Genomic DNA, 14,556 nt, shown 5'->3' with positions numbered 1-14,556 from the left:
ACAGGCCCTCGCCCAAGGGGTGGGCGAGGGCCTTCGTGGGGTGGGTCAGGGGCGGTGGTCGTCGGGGTCGTCGGGGCGGGGCATCTTGAGGGTGGCGAGGACGCCGAGGGCGACGGTGGCGATGGCCAGGGCGAGGAGGGCGAGGAGGATCGCGCCGACGAAGAACCTCACTGGTGCCACGCCTCGTCCCGCTCCAGGTCGCGGAGGAGGTGGAGGAGGTTGACCAGGGTGCTGACCGGGGCGTTGCCGAAGTCGACCAGGATGCGGCCGTCGAGGGTCGCTTCCGGGGTGCCGGCCGAGCCCCAGAGGAGGCCGTAGGGGAGGCCGCGGCGGTGCAACTCGCCGAGGAGGGTGGTGATCTGGGGCTTGGTGTAGTCGCGCATCCGGGGGTCGTCCGGGGTGATGGGGTCGCGGGTCACGCGTCGGAGTCCAGCTCGTACCAGGTGCTCTTGCCGCGCTTCTGCGGGTCGACGCCCCAGCGGTCGGTGAGGCCCTCGACCAGCTGGAGGCCCCGGCCGGACTCGGCGAGGTCGGAGGCTGTGCGCGGCTGCGGGAGAGCGTCGCTCTCGTCGGAGACGGCGACCCGGAGGGTGCGGCCGAGGATGGAGAACCAGACGACAGGGGCGGGGGTCTCGCCGTGGCTCCAGGCGTTGGAGATGAGCTCGCAGAGGGCGAGTTCGGCGTTGAAGATGACGTCGGGGGCCCAGCGGCCGCTGCGGGTCATGGCGTCCCGCAGGGCTTGGCGGGAGAGGGTGAGCGAGGGGGTGTTACGGGTGCACACGGGAACCTCCATGAGGCTGTGGTGTGGGGAGATACGCACCGCGGAAACAGAAGGCACCAAGCGGTGCTGACGATCCGTCGGATCGAGCCGAGAATGACGATAGTCGAGGATGAGATCAAGTTTTACCCCAACCTCAGATCTTCCCCCTATCGTGTGGCCTGCGCCCCAGATGGACCGATCGGCGAGGCGCGCGGCAGACTGGGGCCACCCCCGCCCCCGGAAGGACGTCATGGCTCCACGGGCAAACCCAACACTCCGCCAGCGACGGCTCGGTGCAGAGCTGCGAAGGATGCGCGAGCAGGCCGGCTTCGGTGGCAGCGAGCTCGGCCGCCTCGCTGGCATGAGCCCGGCCCAGGTGACGCAGATGGAGGCCGGGAGGATCGGCATCAGCGTGGAGCGTCTGCGCACGATCGCCGCGACGTGCATGTGCGTCAACGAGCCCTTGATCGCCGCCCTCTCCCAAGTCATCACGGAGCGCGAGAAGCCGGGCTGGTGGGAGGAGTATCGCGGAACCCTGTCCACAGACTTCGTCGATGTCGCGGAGTTCGAGGGTCAGGCACGAAGGCTGACCGCCTACACGATGGCTTTCATTCCCGGCCAGCTACAGACCGGTCCGTACGCCGCTGCGGTCTTCGCCCAGACCTTCCCGCCCCTGCCGCGCCACGAGATCGACCTCAGGACGGCCTTCCGGATGCAGCGGCAGCGCCCCATCCGATCCGGCGCGACACCGTACTCGGCGTTCATTCACGAAGCAGCACTACGCATGCGCTTCAGTGGACCGGCTGTCATTGCCGAGCAACTCGGCGCGCTCATCGAAGACTCCAAGCAACCGACCATCTCGGTTCGAGTCGTGCCGTTCGATATCGGCGTTATGCCAAGCTCCAGCGAGAACTTCACCTATGCCGAGGGGCCGGTACCCGAACTCGATGCCGCCCAGGTGGATACGGGTATCGGCATCCGAATCCTCGACGCCCCAGCTCATCTGGCAAGGTTCCGCTCCCTGCTCACGCGGTTCGAGTCTGGCGCGCTCTCCGAGGAGGAGTCCCGCGACTTCATCGAAACCATCAAGAAGGAAATGGAAAGCAAGCGTGAATAGCTCTGCGTGGCAGAAGTCCAGCTACTCCGGTTCAAACGACGAGTGTGTCGAGGTGCGCAAGACCGACGGACTGATTGAGCTGCGTGAGTCCGACGAAGGTGACGTCATAGTCCGGACCACCCGTCTCAACCTCGCCACCTTCCTCCAGGCCGCCAAGGCAGGCGAATTCGACCACCTCACCTGAACAGCACAGCCCCCGCGCCCAAGGCGCGGGGGCTGCCCAACCGTCCGTCCTCAGACCTCGCGGACGCCCGCCCGCCAGACGGCCGCCGTCAGGGGCACGCCCGGGCGGTAGGCCAGGTGCACATGCGAGGGCGCGTCCAGCAGCAGCAGGTCCGCCCGCGCACCGACCGCCACCGTACCGACGTCCGTCCGGCGCAGCGCGTGCGCGCCGCCCGCCGTCGCGGCCCAGACGGCCTCGTCCGGGGTCATGCCCATCTCCCGGACCGCCACCGCAACACAGAACGCCATCGAACTCGTGAAGCTCGACCCCGGGTTGCAGTCCGTCGAGAGCGCCACCGTCGCGCCCGCGTCCAGCAGCCGCCGCCCGCTCGGGTACTCGGCCCGCGTCGAGAACTCCGCCCCCGGCAGCAGCGTCGCGACCGTCGCCGACCCCGCCAGCGCCGCCACGTCCTCGTCCGTCAGGTGGGTGCAGTGGTCCGCCGAGGCGGCCCCCAGCTCCACCGCGAGCTGCACGCCCGGCCCGTACGTGAGCTGGTTGGCGTGCACGCGCGGCGTGAGCCCCTTCTCGATGCCCGCCGTCAACACCGCCCGCGCCTGGTCGCCGTCGAAGGCGCCCTTCTCGCAGAACACGTCCACCCAACGGGCGTGCGGCGCACAGGCGTCCAGCATCTCGCCGGTCACCAGGTCCACATAACCCGCCGGGTCCTCGGCGTACTCGGGGGCCACGATGTGAGCACCCAGGTACGTCGTCTCCGGCGTGTGCCGAGCCGCGATCCGCAGCGCCCGGGCCTCGTCCTCGACCGTCAGCCCGTAGCCGGACTTGCACTCGATCGTGGTGGTGCCCTGCCGCAGCGCCTCCCGGACGAACCCGGCCAGGTTCGCCTCCAACTCGGCATCGCTCGCCGCCCGCGTGGCCGCCACCGTGGTCCGGATGCCGCCCGCCGAGTACGCCTGCCCGGACATCCGGGCGTTGAACTCGGCGGTGCGGTCCCCCGCGAACACCAGGTGGGCGTGCGAGTCGACGAAGCCGGGCAGCAGCGCCCGGCCCTCGGCGTCGAAGCGCTCGTCCGCCGCCGGGGCCCGGTCTGCCGGGCCGACCCAGGCGACGCGGTCGCCGTCGATCACCACGGCCGCGTCGGTCAGCAGGCCGAGCGGCCCGCCGCCCTGCCCGGGGTCGTTGGTGACCAGGCTGCCAATGCCAGTGATCAAGGTGGTCTTGCTGCTCAAGACAACGCCTTCCGAGGGGAGTTGAACGGGGTCAGTAGTCGAGTGCGCCGATGGCGGAACGCAGCGCCCCCGGCACGTCGGCCACCAGCTGGTGCACGCCGTCCCGGACGACGTGCCGACCGCCGACCACCAGGTGCCGCACGTCCGCCGCCGAGGCCGCGAAGACCGCGATCTCGGCGCCGAGCCGGGGCGGCGGTCCGGCCGTACGGACGGAGTCCAGCGCGATGGCCGTGAAGTCGGCGAGCGCCCCGGCCTCGATCCGCCCGGCCTCGGGCCAGCCGAGCGAGGCGTGGCCGTCCTCGGTCCCCGCCCGCAGCAGCGCGTTGGCCGTCCAGTGCCCACGGGTGCGGGTCCGCAGCCGCTCGTCCAGTTCCAGCGCCCGGGCCTCCTCCCACGGGTCGATGACCGCGTGGCTGTCGCTGCCCAGCGAGATCGGGCTGCCCGCCGAAGCGAGCCGGCGGGCCGGGCCGATGCCGTCGGCAAGGTCCCGCTCGGTGGTGGGGCACATGCAGACGGTGGTCCCCGAGTCGGCGAGGAGCTTGACGTCCTCGTCGGTGAGGTGGGTGGCGTGCACGGCCGAGGTGCGCGGGCCGAGCGCGCCGTGGTCGGCGAGCAGCCGGGTCGGGGTGACGCCGTGCGCGGCGAGGCAGGCGTCGTTCTCGGCGGTCTGCTCGGACAGGTGGACGTGCAGCGGCGCTTTGCGCATCGCCGTCCAGTGCGCGACGGTGCCCAACTGCTCGGCCGGGACGGCCCGGACCGAGTGGATGGCGGCGCCGATCCGGGCGTGCTCGCGCGGCTTGAGCGCGTCCGCCCGGGCGGCCCAGGCCTCGGCGTCGCCGTCGCTGAACCGCAGCTGCGGGTGGGTCGGTTCGGCACCGAAGCCGGAGGACAGGTAGCAGGTGTCCAGCAGGGTGATCCGGATGCCGGCCCGGCCCGCCGCCTCGATCAGCGCCTCGCCCATCGCGTTGGGGTCGCTGTAGCGGGCGCCGCCGGGCGCGTGGTGCAGGTAGTGGAACTCGCCGACGGCGGAGATCCCGGCGAGCGCCATCTCGGCGTAGACGGCGGTGGCGAGCGCCAGGTAGCTGTCCGGGTCGAGCGCGCCGGCGAACCGGTACATGGTGTCGCGCCAGGTCCAGAAGGTCCCGGAGCCGACCTGGACGTGCCCGCGCAGCGCGCGGTGGAAGGCGTGCGAGTGGGCGTTCGCCTGGCCGGGCAGCAGCAGCCCGTCCAGCCGGACGGCGCCGGGCGGGCAGGGCCCGCTGTCCGGCTGCACCCGGGTGATCCGGCCGTCCGGGCCGACGACGACCAGCACGTCCGACTCGACCACCGGGCCGTTGTGGTGCGGCAGCCAGGCGTACTCCGCCCAGTACGTCATCGGGGCCGTCACTGACACGCCAGGTCCTCCAGTACGTCGGCGAGGGCGGCGACCCCGGCCAGGCAGTCGGCCACCTCGGCGTGTTCGGCCGGGGAGTGCGAGACGCCGGTGGGGTTGCGCACGAACAGCATGGCGGTCGGGATGGCGGACGCCAGGATGCCGGCGTCGTGTCCGGCGCCGGTGGGCAGCACCGGGGCGTCGAGCAGCTTGGCGAGCCGGTCGCGCAGCGGGCCGTCGAAGTCCACCACCGGGGTGTAGGACTCGCGGGTCAGCTCGACCCGGACCCCGTCGCGGTCGCCGCGCTCGGCGGCGGCCCGCTCGATCTCGGCGACCAGCTCGGTCAGGGTGCGCTCGTCGGCGGCCCGGGAGTCCAGCCAGCCGCGCACCAGCGAGGCGATCGCGTTGGTGCCGTTGGGCTCCACCGCGACCTTGCCGAAGGTGGCCAGCGCGCCCGCCAGCTTCGCCTTCTTGCGGGCGGCGAGCACGGTGTTGGCGTAGGTCAGCATCGGGTCCCGGCGGTCCTCGATCCGGGTGGTGCCGGCGTGGTTGGCCTCGCCGTGGAAGTCGAACCGCCAGCGGCCGTGCGGCCAGATCGCGCCCGCGACGCCGACCGGCTGCCCCTCGCCGAGATAGCGGCCCTGCTCGACGTGGAGTTCGACGAAGGCGCCGATCCGGGACAGCCGCTCGTCGTCCGCGCCGAGCGCGGTCGGGTCGTAGCCGGCCTTCTCCATCGCGTCGGGCAGCCGCAGGCCGTCGGCGTCGCGCAGCTCGTAGGCGGCCTCGCGGGACAGCACCCCGGCGGTCAGCCGGGAGCCGATGCAGGCCACGCCGAACCGGGCGCCCTCCTCGTCACCGAAGTTGACGATCGCCAGCGGCTTGGTGAACTCGGCTCCGCGGGCGCGCAGTTCGTCCAGCGCGGCGAAGGAGGAGACCACCCCGAGCGGGCCGTCGAAGGCGCCGCCGTCCGGGACGGAGTCCAGGTGCGAGCCGGTGACGACCGCGCCCTCGCCGTGCGGATCGCCCAGCCAGGCCCACTGGTTGCCGTTGCGGTCCAGCTCGTACGTCAGGCCGCGGTCGCGGGCCTGCTGCTCGAACCAGGCGCGGCACTCGGCGTCGGCGGAGTTCCAGGCGAAGCGGCGGTAGCCGCCGGAGGCGGCGGAGCGGCCCACGGGGAGCAGCTCCGCCCACATCTCTTCGAACGAAGCCGTCACAGCTCGCCCATCGGGACGCGCACACCGCGCTCGGCGGCGACCTCGGTGGCCCGGTCGTAGCCGGCGTCCACGTGCCGGATGACGCCCATGCCCGGGTCGTTGGTGAGCACCCGGCGGATCTTCTCGCCCGCGAGCGCCGTGCCGTCGGCGACGGTGACCTGGCCGGCGTGGATCGAGCGGCCGATGCCGACGCCGCCGCCGTGGTGGATGGACACCCAGGAGGCGCCGGAGGCCACGTTGACCATGGCGTTCAGCAGCGGCCAGTCGGCGATCGCGTCCGAGCCGTCCAGCATCGCCTCGGTCTCGCGGTACGGGGAGGCCACCGAGCCGCAGTCCAGGTGGTCGCGGCCGATCACGATCGGCGCGGACAGCTCGCCGGAGGCGACCATGTCGTTGAAGCGCTCGCCGGCCTTGTCGCGCTCGCCGTAGCCCAGCCAGCAGATCCGCGCGGGCAGGCCCTGGAAGTGCACCTTCTCCTGGGCCATCTTGATCCAGCGGTGCAGCGACTCGTTCTCCGGGAAGAGGTCGAGGACGGCCTTGTCGGTCTTGTGGATGTCCTGCGGGTCGCCGGACAGCGCGGCCCAGCGGAACGGGCCCTTGCCCTCGCAGAACAGCGGGCGGATGTACGCCGGGACGAAGCCAGGGAAGGCGAACGCGCGGTCGTAGCCCGCGAGTTGGGCCTCGCCGCGGATCGAGTTGCCGTAGTCGAAGACCTCGGCGCCGCGGTCCAGGAAGCCGACCATCGCCTCGACGTGCGCGGCCATCGCCTCGCGGGCGCGCTGGGTGAACTCGGCGGGCTTGGCGGCCGCGTAGTCGGCCATGTCGTCGAAGGCGACGCCGACCGGCAGGTAGGCCAGCGGGTCGTGGGCGCTGGTCTGGTCGGTGACGATGTCGATCGGCGCGTCCATCGCGAGCAGCTGCGGGACCAGCTCGGCGGCGTTGCCCAGCACGCCGATGGAGAGCGGCCGGCGCTTGTCGCGGGCGGCGGTGGCCAGCTCCAGCGCGTGGGAGAGGTCCTTGGCCTCGACGTCCAGGTAGCGGTGCTCGATCCGGCGGGCGATCCGGGACGGGTCGCAGTCGATACAGATCGCCACGCCGCCGTTCATGGTGACGGCCAGCGGCTGGGCGCCGCCCATCCCGCCGAGGCCGGCGGTGAGGGTGATGGTGCCCTCCAGGGTGCCGTTGAAGCGCTTGTTGGCGACCGCGGCGAAGGTCTCGTAGGTGCCCTGGAGGATGCCCTGGGTGCCGATGTAGATCCAGGAGCCGGCGGTCATCTGGCCGTACATGGTGAGCCCGAGGCTCTCCAGCCGGCGGAACTCCTCCCAGTTGGCCCAGTCGCCGACCAGGTTGGAGTTGGCGATCAGCACCCGCGGCGCCCACTCGTGGGTCTGCATCACGCCGACCGGCCGCCCGGACTGGACCAGCATGGTCTCGTCCTGCTTGAGCCCCTCCAGCGTCCGCACCATGGCGTCGAAGGAGCGCCAGTCCCGGGCCGCCTTGCCCGTGCCGCCGTAGACGACCAGCTTCGACGGGTGCTCGGCCACCTCGGGGTCGAGGTTGTTCATCAGCATCCGCAGGGCGGCCTCCTGCTGCCACCCCTGCGTCGTGAGCCCCGTCCCGCGCGCCGCACGCACCTCACGCGGCCCGCTCGCCTGCTGCTGCACCATGTCCCGGCCTCCCTGCGGATGGATTCATTCAAGCTCGGTTCGACTGAATATAACTAAACAAGCAACTTTCGACCAGACCCTGGAACAATCCGATCAGCCACGGCATCGGCCGACTTGGCGCGTTAGCCTGAACCCGGCGAACACCAGCCACTCGGCCCAGTACCAGGGAGCGGAGGACACGATGACGGCCATCACCGTGCGGCCCGGCAGACTCCGGGATGCGGCGGAGGAGATCGAACGGAGCACCGGCCTCCGCGTCCAGATCATCGGAGGAACCCTGGTGATGTCCCCGACCCCCCGCGGCAAGCACGCGGGGACCGTACGACGGCTGCGTGTCCAGCTGGATCCCGCGCTGCCGGCCGACCTCGGTGCCTACGAGGTGTCGTCCGTCTACATGCCGGGTGACGACGAGGACTACGTCACCCCTGATCTGGTCGTACTCCCGGTCGATTGGGAGGAGGACGACGAGTGGCTCACCGATCCGCACGAGGTTGCCCTGGCCGTGGAGGTCATCTCCACCTCCGAGCGGGTCAGCCTGATCACCGCCAAGACCAGCTGGTACGCCGTCGCGGGCGTGCCCGTCCTCCTCGCCGTCGACCCCCGCAAGGGTGAATGGACGCTCCACACGCACCCCCGTGACGGCGAATACCAAGGCGTCCTGCACGGCAAGTACGGCGAGCCCGTTCCGCTGCCCTCGCCGTTGCCCGCCGAGCTGGACACCTCCGGTCTCCCCCTGTACGCGCCCCGCGCCTGAATCACGCCGCCGCGTCGTCGTCCCAGTCGATGCCGATCTCGGCGAGCCAGCGGCGGTCGGCGGCGTCCGGGGCGGGCGGGGAGGGCGGGCGGGGGACGTTCTGGACCGGGCCGAGGCCGTACTTCTCGGCGGCCTCGGTGGCGCGGGCGTCGGGTTCGATGACGCCGACGTGGACGGCGGACTCGTCGCCCGGGTCGAGGACGGTCAGTTCGGGTTCGGGCAGGCGCCGCAGGGTGACGCGGCGTCCGCAGGCCGGACAGGACCATTCGTCGGCGCCCGAGGCCAGGCGGGCGACGAACTTCATCTCGTGGATCACGCGCATCGGCGGCACCCCCTGCTGTAGGGGATTCCCGGGTTCCCGACGACTATTCCCGGCCACGCCCACCGGGGCACGCCCGTTCGCTCCGGGCCGCGGCTACTCCAGGAACAGCCCCCGGGCCGCCGCCGACTGCTCGATCGCCTCCAACCGGGCCTCCGCGCCCGGGAGTTCGTCGCACATGCTCTGCAACAGCACCCGGCCGAGCATCATCGGCGCGCAGGCGGTGTCGAAGACCAGCCCGGTGCCGACGGCGGCCGGCAGCATCAGGTCGGAGAGCTTGGCGACCGGCGAGAAGGCGCTGTCGGCCACGGTCAGCACGGTCAGCCCGCACTCCCGGGCGACGGCCAGGGCGTCCATCAACTCCCGCGGGTAGCGCGGCAGCGCGAAGCACAGCAGCGCGGTCGCGCCCGCCGCGGTGGCCTGTTCCAGCCGGTCGGCGAGCATGCTGCCGCCCTCGTCGAGCAGCCGGATGTCCGGGTGCACCTTGGCCGCGAAGTACGCGAAGCCGCGCGCCTGCGCCGAGGCGGCCCGCAGGCCGAGCACCGGCAGCGGGCGGGAGGCGGCGAGCAACCGGGCCGCCCGGATGATCGGCTCGGGGTCGGCGAGCAGTTCGGCGAGGTGGCGCAGGTGGGCGATCTCGGCGAGGACGGCCTGCTGGTGCTCGTTGCGCACCGCTTCGTCCGGGCTCTCGGGCACGGCGGACTCGCCCGCGCCGAGTTCGCGCAGCTGCTTGCGCAGCGCCGGGTAGCCGTCGTACCCGAGCGCGACGGCGAAGCGGGTGACGGACGGCTGGCTGACCCCGGCGAGTTCGGCGACCTCGACGCTGGACAGGAACGGCGCCTCGGTGGCATGCCGGACCAGCGAGTGGGCGATCCGCCGTTGGGTGGGCGTCAGCCGGTGCCCCTCGAACAGCTGGAGCAGCCGGGCGGAGGGGCCGACGCTGCCGGCCTCGTCGGTGGCGGTCATCAGCGGTACCTCCGGATGCGAGCGGTTCGGACGACGACTGTGCAGCAGCGCGCCGTCACTGGCAAAGACGTCTCGTACGACGGGATGTGCCGCGGCACGCCCCACGGGTCGGGCACCGGGCCTCGGGGTAACCCTGATTTCTCCCTGATCCCGCCCGGATTCCCCCGCGAACGGATGGACCGGGCCGTACGAGGGGCCCACGCTACTGGCATGGACACTCGCCAGGACGAACTGCGGCGCGACCTCGACGCCACCCTTCAGGCCCGCAAGGAGCTCGGCAAGGAGTACGAGGACGAGCTTCTCGACTCCTTCATGAAGCGTCTCGACGCCCGGCTGGACGCCCGGGTGGAGCGTTCGGTGGCCGCGCGGATGGACGTCGACGGCTACGAGCCGTCCCACCACCGGGACCGCGACCGGCACCACGGCCGCCCCCACCGCGGCTGGTCCCCCAACCGGTCCGGCAACAAACTGGCGGTGGTCTCGCTGGCCCTGGGCATCCCGCTGACCGCGATCGCCGCCAGCCCGCAGAGCGGCGGCTTCGCCGGGCTGCTGGCCTGCTGGGCGGGCATCGTCGGGGTCAACTTCGCCGCCGCCCTGGGCAACCGCCGCGACCGCGAGGAGCGCCGGCCGCGAAACGACTGGGACTGAGTCCCAGCCGTCCCGCACCGCCGCCATCTCAGGCCAGCGGCCCGGTGACCCGCTCCACCGCCCGCACCAGGTCACCGGAGGCGACCAGCGCGGCGGCGGCCTCCAGGTCCGGCGAGAGGAAGCGGTCCCGGCCCGCGCCGCCGACCCCCGCCTCGCGGGCGGCGGCCATCGCGGCCGCGGTGGCCGGGGCCACCCGGCCGGCCGTGTCGGCCTGCTGACGGATCTCCAGCGCGCGGGCCGAGGCGGTCAGTTCGACGGCCAGGATCCGGCCGAGGTTGTCCACCGCCTGGCGCAGCTTGCGGGCGGCCGACCAGCCCATCGACACGTGGTCCTCCTGCATCGCGGAGGACGGGATCGAGTCGACCGAGGCCGGGACGGCGAGCCGCTTGTTCTCGCTGACCAGCGCCGCCTGGGTGTACTGGGCGATCATCAGACCGGAGTCCACGCCCGGGTCGTCGGCCAGGAAGGCCGGCAGGCCGTGCGAACGGGCCTTGTCGAGCAGCCGGTCGGTGCGGCGCTCGGAGATCGAGCCGAGGTCGGCGGCGGCGATGGCGAGGAAGTCCAGCACGTACGCGACCGGCGCACCGTGGAAGTTGCCGTTGGACTCCACCCGGCCGTCCGGCAGCACCACCGGGTTGTCCACCGAGGCGGCGAGTTCGCGGGAGGCGACCAGCTGGGCGTGCGCCAGGGTGTCCCGGCCGGCACCGGCGACCTGCGGGGCGCAGCGGATCGAGTAGGCGTCCTGGACCCGCGGCGCGTCGTCCTGGTGGTGGCCGGTGAGGCCGGAGTCCTTGAGCACGGCGAGCATGTTGGCGGCGCTCAGCGCCTGGCCCGGGTGCGGGCGGATCGGGGCGTGCAGCTCGGGGGCGAGCACCTTCTCGGTGCCGAGCAGCGCCTCCAGGCTCATCGCGGCGGTGATGTCGGCGGTGGTGAACAGGCGCTGGAGGTCGGCGATGGCCATCACCAGCATGCCGAGCATGCCGTCGGTGCCGTTGATGAGGGCCAGGCCCTCCTTCTCCAGCAGCTCGACCGGCTCGATGCCGGCCTCGGCGAGCAGTTCGGCGACCGGCCGCTCCACACCGTCCGGGCCGGTGGCGGTGCCCTCGCCCATCAGCACCAGGGCGCAGTGCGACAGCGGCGCGAGGTCGCCGGAGCAGCCGAGCGAGCCGAACTCGCGGACCACCGGGGTGATGCCGGCGTTGAGCAGCGCCGCCATGGTCTGGGCGACCAGCGGGCGGACGCCGGTACGGCCGGAGGCCAGCGTCTTCATCCGCAGGAACATCAGCGCGCGGACCACCTCGCGCTCGACGGCCGGGCCCATGCCGGCCGCGTGCGAGCGCACCAGCGAGCGCTGCAGCTGGGCGCGCAGCTCGGGGCTGATGTGCCGGACGGCGAGCGCGCCGAAGCCGGTCGACACGCCGTAGACGGGGCGCGGTTCGGCGGCGAGGGCGTCGATCCGGGCACGGGCGACCGCCATCTCGGCGAGCGCGTCGGGGCCTATCTCGACCCGGGCGTTGCCCCGGGCGACGGCCAGTACGTCCTCCGCACTGACGTCGGCCTTGCCGACCTGGACCAGCGGAGCGTCGGGGGCCACAGCACTGTGCATATCCATATACATCATCACAGCAGGTGAATGAAGATATGACAACAGCTGTTCGTCATCCGGATTCTCCGCCGCCCGGATCCGCGCCGCACCCCCGGGCCCCACCCCGGCCCCCGGAAGCCCTCCCCGTTCACCCCTCGGCACCACCCCCGAGCTCCGCCTCGATCAGGTCCACCGCCCGCGCCGTACCGCCCTCGGCCCGACCGGCCGCCGCCAGCACCGCCAGCCGCTCGGCCACCGCCGGATCCCCGACCAGCTCCAGCAGCGCACCGCGCAACGCCTCCGGGGTGGCCGCCGCGGTGTCCAGCCGACGGGCCACTCCGAGGCCGACCAGGGCGTCCGCGTTGGCGAACTGGTCGACGCCCTGCGGCACCGCGATCATCGGCACGGCGTGGAACAGCCCCTCGCTGGAGCCGCCCATGCCCGCGTGGGTGACGAAGGCGTCCGCCTGGGCCAGCACCGACAGCTGCGGCACCCAGCGGTGCACCTCGACGCTGTCCGGCACCTCCCCCAGCTCCGCCAGGTCGGTGTGCCGGCCGACCTGCAGCACGGTGCGCCAGCCGGGCAGGCCGCCGAAGGCCTCGACGCAGGCCCGGTAGAACGCGGGCTGATTGGTGTAGGCCGAGCCCAGCGAGACCAGCAGCACCTTCTCGGCGTCGGCCGGCCGCCGCCACTCCCCCTGGTGGGCCCGGTCGCCGAAGCAGGGCCCGACGAAGGTGATCCGCCGCTCGTCCACCCGGTCCGCGTTCGGCTGCAGGGCCCGCGGGATGAGCGCGATCGCCCGCTCCGGACGGCCCTTGAAGGCCTCCACGTCGCGCTGCACCGCCCCGGCCTCGGCCAGCCAGTCGGCGTACCGCCGGTAGTGCTCCGGCCCGCCGGGCGCCTTGCGGACCGCCTCGAAGACCTCCGGGAAGTCCTCCTCGAAGCCCTCCCAGCCGACGTAGGTGGGCGACAGCTGCACCACCGGCACGCCCAGCCGCTCGCCGAGCGCCCGCCCGGCGAAGCCCCCGATGTCGCAGAGCACCAGGTCAGGACGGTCAGCCCGCTCGCCGAAGCGCTCCAGCAGCACGGGCCACATGGCCAGCGCATCGTCCAGGAACAGCTCCTGGAGCGCCACCGGATCCGACGTCCAGCCCGCCGGGTCCTCGGTGAGCGGCAGCGTCGACGGGTACGGGACGAACGCGGCGCCGGTGGACTCGACGGGCTCCCGGAACCGGGGGTCGTTGACGTAGCTGACCCGGTGGCCCCGGGCGACCAGCTCGGCGATCACGGCCAGGCTGGGGTTGACGTGCCCGTGAGCCGGGATGGAGACCATCAGGACATGGGCGGGGCGGGGTCGGGTCATGGGGCACCTCCGGGAACGACGGATGAGACGAGACGTACCGTCTCGTCGAACTGACAGAACAAGACGATACGTCTCGTCTCGACTTCTTGCATAGAATTTCCGCCATGGCCCCCAGAACCACCCCCGACCCCGCCCGGCGCAGCGAGCGCTCACGCTCCGCCGTCCTCACCGCCACCACCGAGCTCGTCGCCGAAATCGGCTACAGCAAGCTGACCATCGAGGCGATCGCCGCCCGGGCCGGCGTCGGCAAGCAGACCATCTACCGCTGGTGGCCCTCGAAGGGCGCCGTCGTCTTCGACGCCTTCCTCGCCGTCAACCAGCACGAGGGCGGCCTCACGCTCCCCGACACCGGCGACCTCGGCGCCGACCTGCGGGCCGTCCTGCGCCCCACCTGCGACGAACTCACCGACCCGGACGCCGACCGCACCTACCGCGCCATCATCGCCGAGATCCTCAACGACCCGGCCCTGCACGCCGAGTACCGCACCCGCCTGCTGGACCCCCTGCTGGAGATCACCCGCAACCGCCTGCGCGCCGCCCGCGAGGCCGGTCAGCTCGCCCCCGACACCGACCTCGACCTGGCCGTCGAACTGGTCTACGGCCCGCTCTACTACCGCTGGCAGTACCGGCTCGGCCCGCTCACCCACGAGCACGCCGACCAACTGGTCGACGCCTTCCTGCGAGCCCTCGCCCCGGCTAACGGCCGCCCCGACGCCTGACCGCGAGCACCAGCAGCACCACGACCAGCAGCACCAGCAGCACGCCGAACGCGAACCACCCGAACACCGCGTCCAGCGCCCGGCCGACCACACTGCGCCGCGCCTTGTGACGGTGCCGCGCGGCGGAGTGGCCGGTGATCAGATGCGTCCGCAGCCCGCCCCGCACCTGCTGACGCGCCGGCGCCGTCCGCTCGACCGCCGGACCGACCTGACCCGCCGCCCGCACCACCGGCACCGCCACCGCGGGCCCGGCCGCCGCCACCCCGCCCCCGAACACCAGCACCCCGGCCACCGCCGCGCCCGCCAACCGTCCGCCCACCACCGACCCCGTTCCCCGTTCCACCCCCGTCACCTTCCCACCACCCCGAACCACCCCGACACCCGGGGCCAAAGTCAGCGTGCCCGCCACCGGACGGCCCAACACGTGCGCCCACGACCGAAGTTCACGAAGTCCCCACCACCCCAAGGCAGTTACACCGCAGCGAATGAACTCGACCCCCTCCCACAACAGTCGTGGGCGCGCGGGCCCCGCCTCGCGCGCCCACGCACCCACCCCCCACGAACCAACCCAGGCGAGAGGGACGCGCTGCGGGAGGGGGCGGTGGAGGGGGTGGGTGCGGAGAGGGGCGTGACGGGTGATTTTCAGACTGCCAACGGCGGTC

At 72.6% G+C, this 14,556-nt stretch carries 17 protein-coding genes; 5 read left to right on the top strand and 12 right to left on the bottom strand.

Annotated features, from left to right (window positions below; genetic code table 11):
- Positions 1 to 45: 45 nt before the first annotated feature.
- From ABTZ03_RS39985 to ABTZ03_RS39975, 3 genes are read right to left on the bottom strand one after another with little or no spacing between them, the layout of a single operon-like run.
- Positions 46 to 180, bottom strand: coding sequence for a hypothetical protein (locus ABTZ03_RS39985; protein ID WP_350518146.1), 135 nt, complete (start codon positions 178 to 180; stop codon positions 46 to 48).
- Positions 168 to 419 (bottom strand): hypothetical protein, encoded by a 252-nt coding sequence (locus ABTZ03_RS39980; RefSeq protein ID WP_350518145.1) that lies wholly within the window; start codon positions 417 to 419, stop codon positions 168 to 170. Before ABTZ03_RS39980 ends, ABTZ03_RS39985 begins: the two co-directional genes overlap by 13 nt.
- Positions 416 to 781 carry an ATP-binding protein gene (locus ABTZ03_RS39975; RefSeq protein ID WP_350518144.1) on the bottom strand — a complete coding sequence of 122 codons (366 nt, stop codon included), beginning with the start codon at positions 779 to 781 and terminating at the stop codon, positions 416 to 418. Before ABTZ03_RS39975 ends, ABTZ03_RS39980 begins: the two co-directional genes overlap by 4 nt.
- 109 nt (positions 782 to 890) lie before the next feature.
- On the opposite strand from ABTZ03_RS39975, the gene ABTZ03_RS39970 reads away from it, so the two are divergent.
- Positions 891 to 1,877 (top strand): Scr1 family TA system antitoxin-like transcriptional regulator, encoded by a 987-nt coding sequence (locus tag ABTZ03_RS39970; protein ID WP_350518143.1) that lies wholly within the window; start codon positions 891 to 893, stop codon positions 1,875 to 1,877.
- The gene (locus tag ABTZ03_RS39965) at positions 1,870 to 2,061 is read left to right on the top strand and encodes a DUF397 domain-containing protein (RefSeq protein ID WP_350518142.1); all 192 of its coding nucleotides are present in this window, start codon (positions 1,870 to 1,872) and stop codon (positions 2,059 to 2,061) included. Before ABTZ03_RS39970 ends, ABTZ03_RS39965 begins: the two co-directional genes overlap by 8 nt.
- Positions 2,062 to 2,111: 50 nt before the next feature.
- Here ABTZ03_RS39965 and hutI read toward each other — a convergent pair whose 3' ends face one another.
- From hutI to hutU, 4 genes are read right to left on the bottom strand one after another with little or no spacing between them, the layout of a single operon-like run.
- Complete coding sequence (hutI, locus tag ABTZ03_RS39960; protein WP_350518141.1) at positions 2,112 to 3,287, bottom strand: imidazolonepropionase; 1,176 nt, start codon at positions 3,285 to 3,287, stop codon at positions 2,112 to 2,114.
- Positions 3,288 to 3,318: 31 nt separating this feature from the next.
- The gene (locus ABTZ03_RS39955; protein WP_350518166.1) at positions 3,319 to 4,662 is read right to left on the bottom strand and encodes a formimidoylglutamate deiminase; all 1,344 of its coding nucleotides are present in this window, start codon (positions 4,660 to 4,662) and stop codon (positions 3,319 to 3,321) included.
- Positions 4,663 to 4,670: 8 nt separating this feature from the next.
- On the bottom strand, positions 4,671 to 5,852 hold the full coding sequence (locus tag ABTZ03_RS39950) for an allantoate amidohydrolase (protein ID WP_350518165.1): 1,182 nt from the start codon (positions 5,850 to 5,852) through the stop codon (positions 4,671 to 4,673).
- A 17-nt stretch (positions 5,853 to 5,869) separates the two neighbouring features.
- Positions 5,870 to 7,540: a urocanate hydratase gene (gene hutU, locus ABTZ03_RS39945; protein WP_350518140.1), complete on the bottom strand. Its 1,671-nt coding sequence runs from the start codon at positions 7,538 to 7,540 to the stop codon at positions 5,870 to 5,872.
- 181 nt (positions 7,541 to 7,721) lie between these two features.
- Between hutU and ABTZ03_RS39940 the strand changes: the two genes are divergently transcribed.
- On the top strand, positions 7,722 to 8,294 hold the full coding sequence (locus ABTZ03_RS39940) for a Uma2 family endonuclease (protein WP_350518139.1): 573 nt from the start codon (positions 7,722 to 7,724) through the stop codon (positions 8,292 to 8,294).
- Position 8,295: 1 nt separating this feature from the next.
- Here the strand turns inward: ABTZ03_RS39940 and ABTZ03_RS39935 are convergent, their stop codons facing one another.
- Both ABTZ03_RS39935 and ABTZ03_RS39930 read right to left on the bottom strand, forming a co-directional pair.
- A complete protein-coding gene (locus ABTZ03_RS39935; RefSeq protein WP_350518138.1) occupies positions 8,296 to 8,616 on the bottom strand; it encodes a hypothetical protein in 321 nt (106 codons plus the stop codon).
- 93 nt (positions 8,617 to 8,709) lie between these two features.
- Positions 8,710 to 9,579 (bottom strand): MurR/RpiR family transcriptional regulator, encoded by an 870-nt coding sequence (locus ABTZ03_RS39930; RefSeq protein WP_350518137.1) that lies wholly within the window; start codon positions 9,577 to 9,579, stop codon positions 8,710 to 8,712.
- 210 nt (positions 9,580 to 9,789) lie between these two features.
- Between ABTZ03_RS39930 and ABTZ03_RS39925 the strand changes: the two genes are divergently transcribed.
- A complete protein-coding gene (locus ABTZ03_RS39925) occupies positions 9,790 to 10,227 on the top strand; it encodes a hypothetical protein (RefSeq protein WP_350518136.1) in 438 nt (145 codons plus the stop codon).
- Positions 10,228 to 10,255: 28 nt separating this feature from the next.
- Here ABTZ03_RS39925 and hutH read toward each other — a convergent pair whose 3' ends face one another.
- Together hutH and ABTZ03_RS39915 are read right to left on the bottom strand one after the other, a co-directional pair.
- Entirely contained in the window at positions 10,256 to 11,833 is a 1,578-nt protein-coding gene (gene hutH / locus ABTZ03_RS39920; protein ID WP_502894749.1) for a histidine ammonia-lyase, read from the bottom strand.
- 127 nt (positions 11,834 to 11,960) lie between these two features.
- Complete coding sequence (locus ABTZ03_RS39915) at positions 11,961 to 13,175, bottom strand: macrolide family glycosyltransferase (RefSeq protein WP_350518134.1); 1,215 nt, start codon at positions 13,173 to 13,175, stop codon at positions 11,961 to 11,963.
- 104 nt (positions 13,176 to 13,279) lie between these two features.
- On the opposite strand from ABTZ03_RS39915, the gene ABTZ03_RS39910 reads away from it, so the two are divergent.
- On the top strand, positions 13,280 to 13,894 hold the full coding sequence (locus tag ABTZ03_RS39910; protein WP_350518133.1) for a TetR/AcrR family transcriptional regulator: 615 nt from the start codon (positions 13,280 to 13,282) through the stop codon (positions 13,892 to 13,894).
- Here ABTZ03_RS39910 and ABTZ03_RS39905 read toward each other — a convergent pair.
- The gene (locus ABTZ03_RS39905; protein ID WP_350518132.1) at positions 13,872 to 14,237 is read right to left on the bottom strand and encodes a hypothetical protein; all 366 of its coding nucleotides are present in this window, start codon (positions 14,235 to 14,237) and stop codon (positions 13,872 to 13,874) included. The genes ABTZ03_RS39910 and ABTZ03_RS39905 overlap by 23 nt on opposite strands.
- Positions 14,238 to 14,556 lie beyond the last annotated feature (319 nt).

Source organism: Kitasatospora sp. NPDC096077 (assembly GCF_040303245.1).
In the GTDB taxonomy this organism is placed as follows: domain Bacteria; phylum Actinomycetota; class Actinomycetes; order Streptomycetales; family Streptomycetaceae; genus Kitasatospora.
The sequence above is the reverse complement of the archived record's forward strand: the minus strand, read 5'-3'. Positions and strand labels throughout refer to the sequence as shown.

Coding starts and splice junctions, on each gene's coding strand:
- ABTZ03_RS39930 (WP_350518137.1), bottom strand. CDS start 9,579: ATGACCGCCACCGACGAGGCCGGCAGCGTCGGCCCCTCCGCCCGGCTG.
- ABTZ03_RS39925 (WP_350518136.1), top strand. CDS start 9,790: ATGGACACTCGCCAGGACGAACTGCGGCGCGACCTCGACGCCACCCTT.
- ABTZ03_RS39970 (WP_350518143.1), top strand. CDS start 891: ATGAGATCAAGTTTTACCCCAACCTCAGATCTTCCCCCTATCGTGTGG.
- ABTZ03_RS39940 (WP_350518139.1), top strand. CDS start 7,722: ATGACGGCCATCACCGTGCGGCCCGGCAGACTCCGGGATGCGGCGGAG.
- hutH (WP_502894749.1), bottom strand. CDS start 11,833: ATGCACAGTGCTGTGGCCCCCGACGCTCCGCTGGTCCAGGTCGGCAAG.
- ABTZ03_RS39915 (WP_350518134.1), bottom strand. CDS start 13,175: ATGACCCGACCCCGCCCCGCCCATGTCCTGATGGTCTCCATCCCGGCT.
- hutU (WP_350518140.1), bottom strand. CDS start 7,540: ATGGTGCAGCAGCAGGCGAGCGGGCCGCGTGAGGTGCGTGCGGCGCGC.
- ABTZ03_RS39955 (WP_350518166.1), bottom strand. CDS start 4,662: ATGACGTACTGGGCGGAGTACGCCTGGCTGCCGCACCACAACGGCCCG.
- ABTZ03_RS39950 (WP_350518165.1), bottom strand. CDS start 5,852: ATGTGGGCGGAGCTGCTCCCCGTGGGCCGCTCCGCCGCCTCCGGCGGC.
- ABTZ03_RS39935 (WP_350518138.1), bottom strand. CDS start 8,616: ATGCGCGTGATCCACGAGATGAAGTTCGTCGCCCGCCTGGCCTCGGGC.
- ABTZ03_RS39910 (WP_350518133.1), top strand. CDS start 13,280: ATGGCCCCCAGAACCACCCCCGACCCCGCCCGGCGCAGCGAGCGCTCA.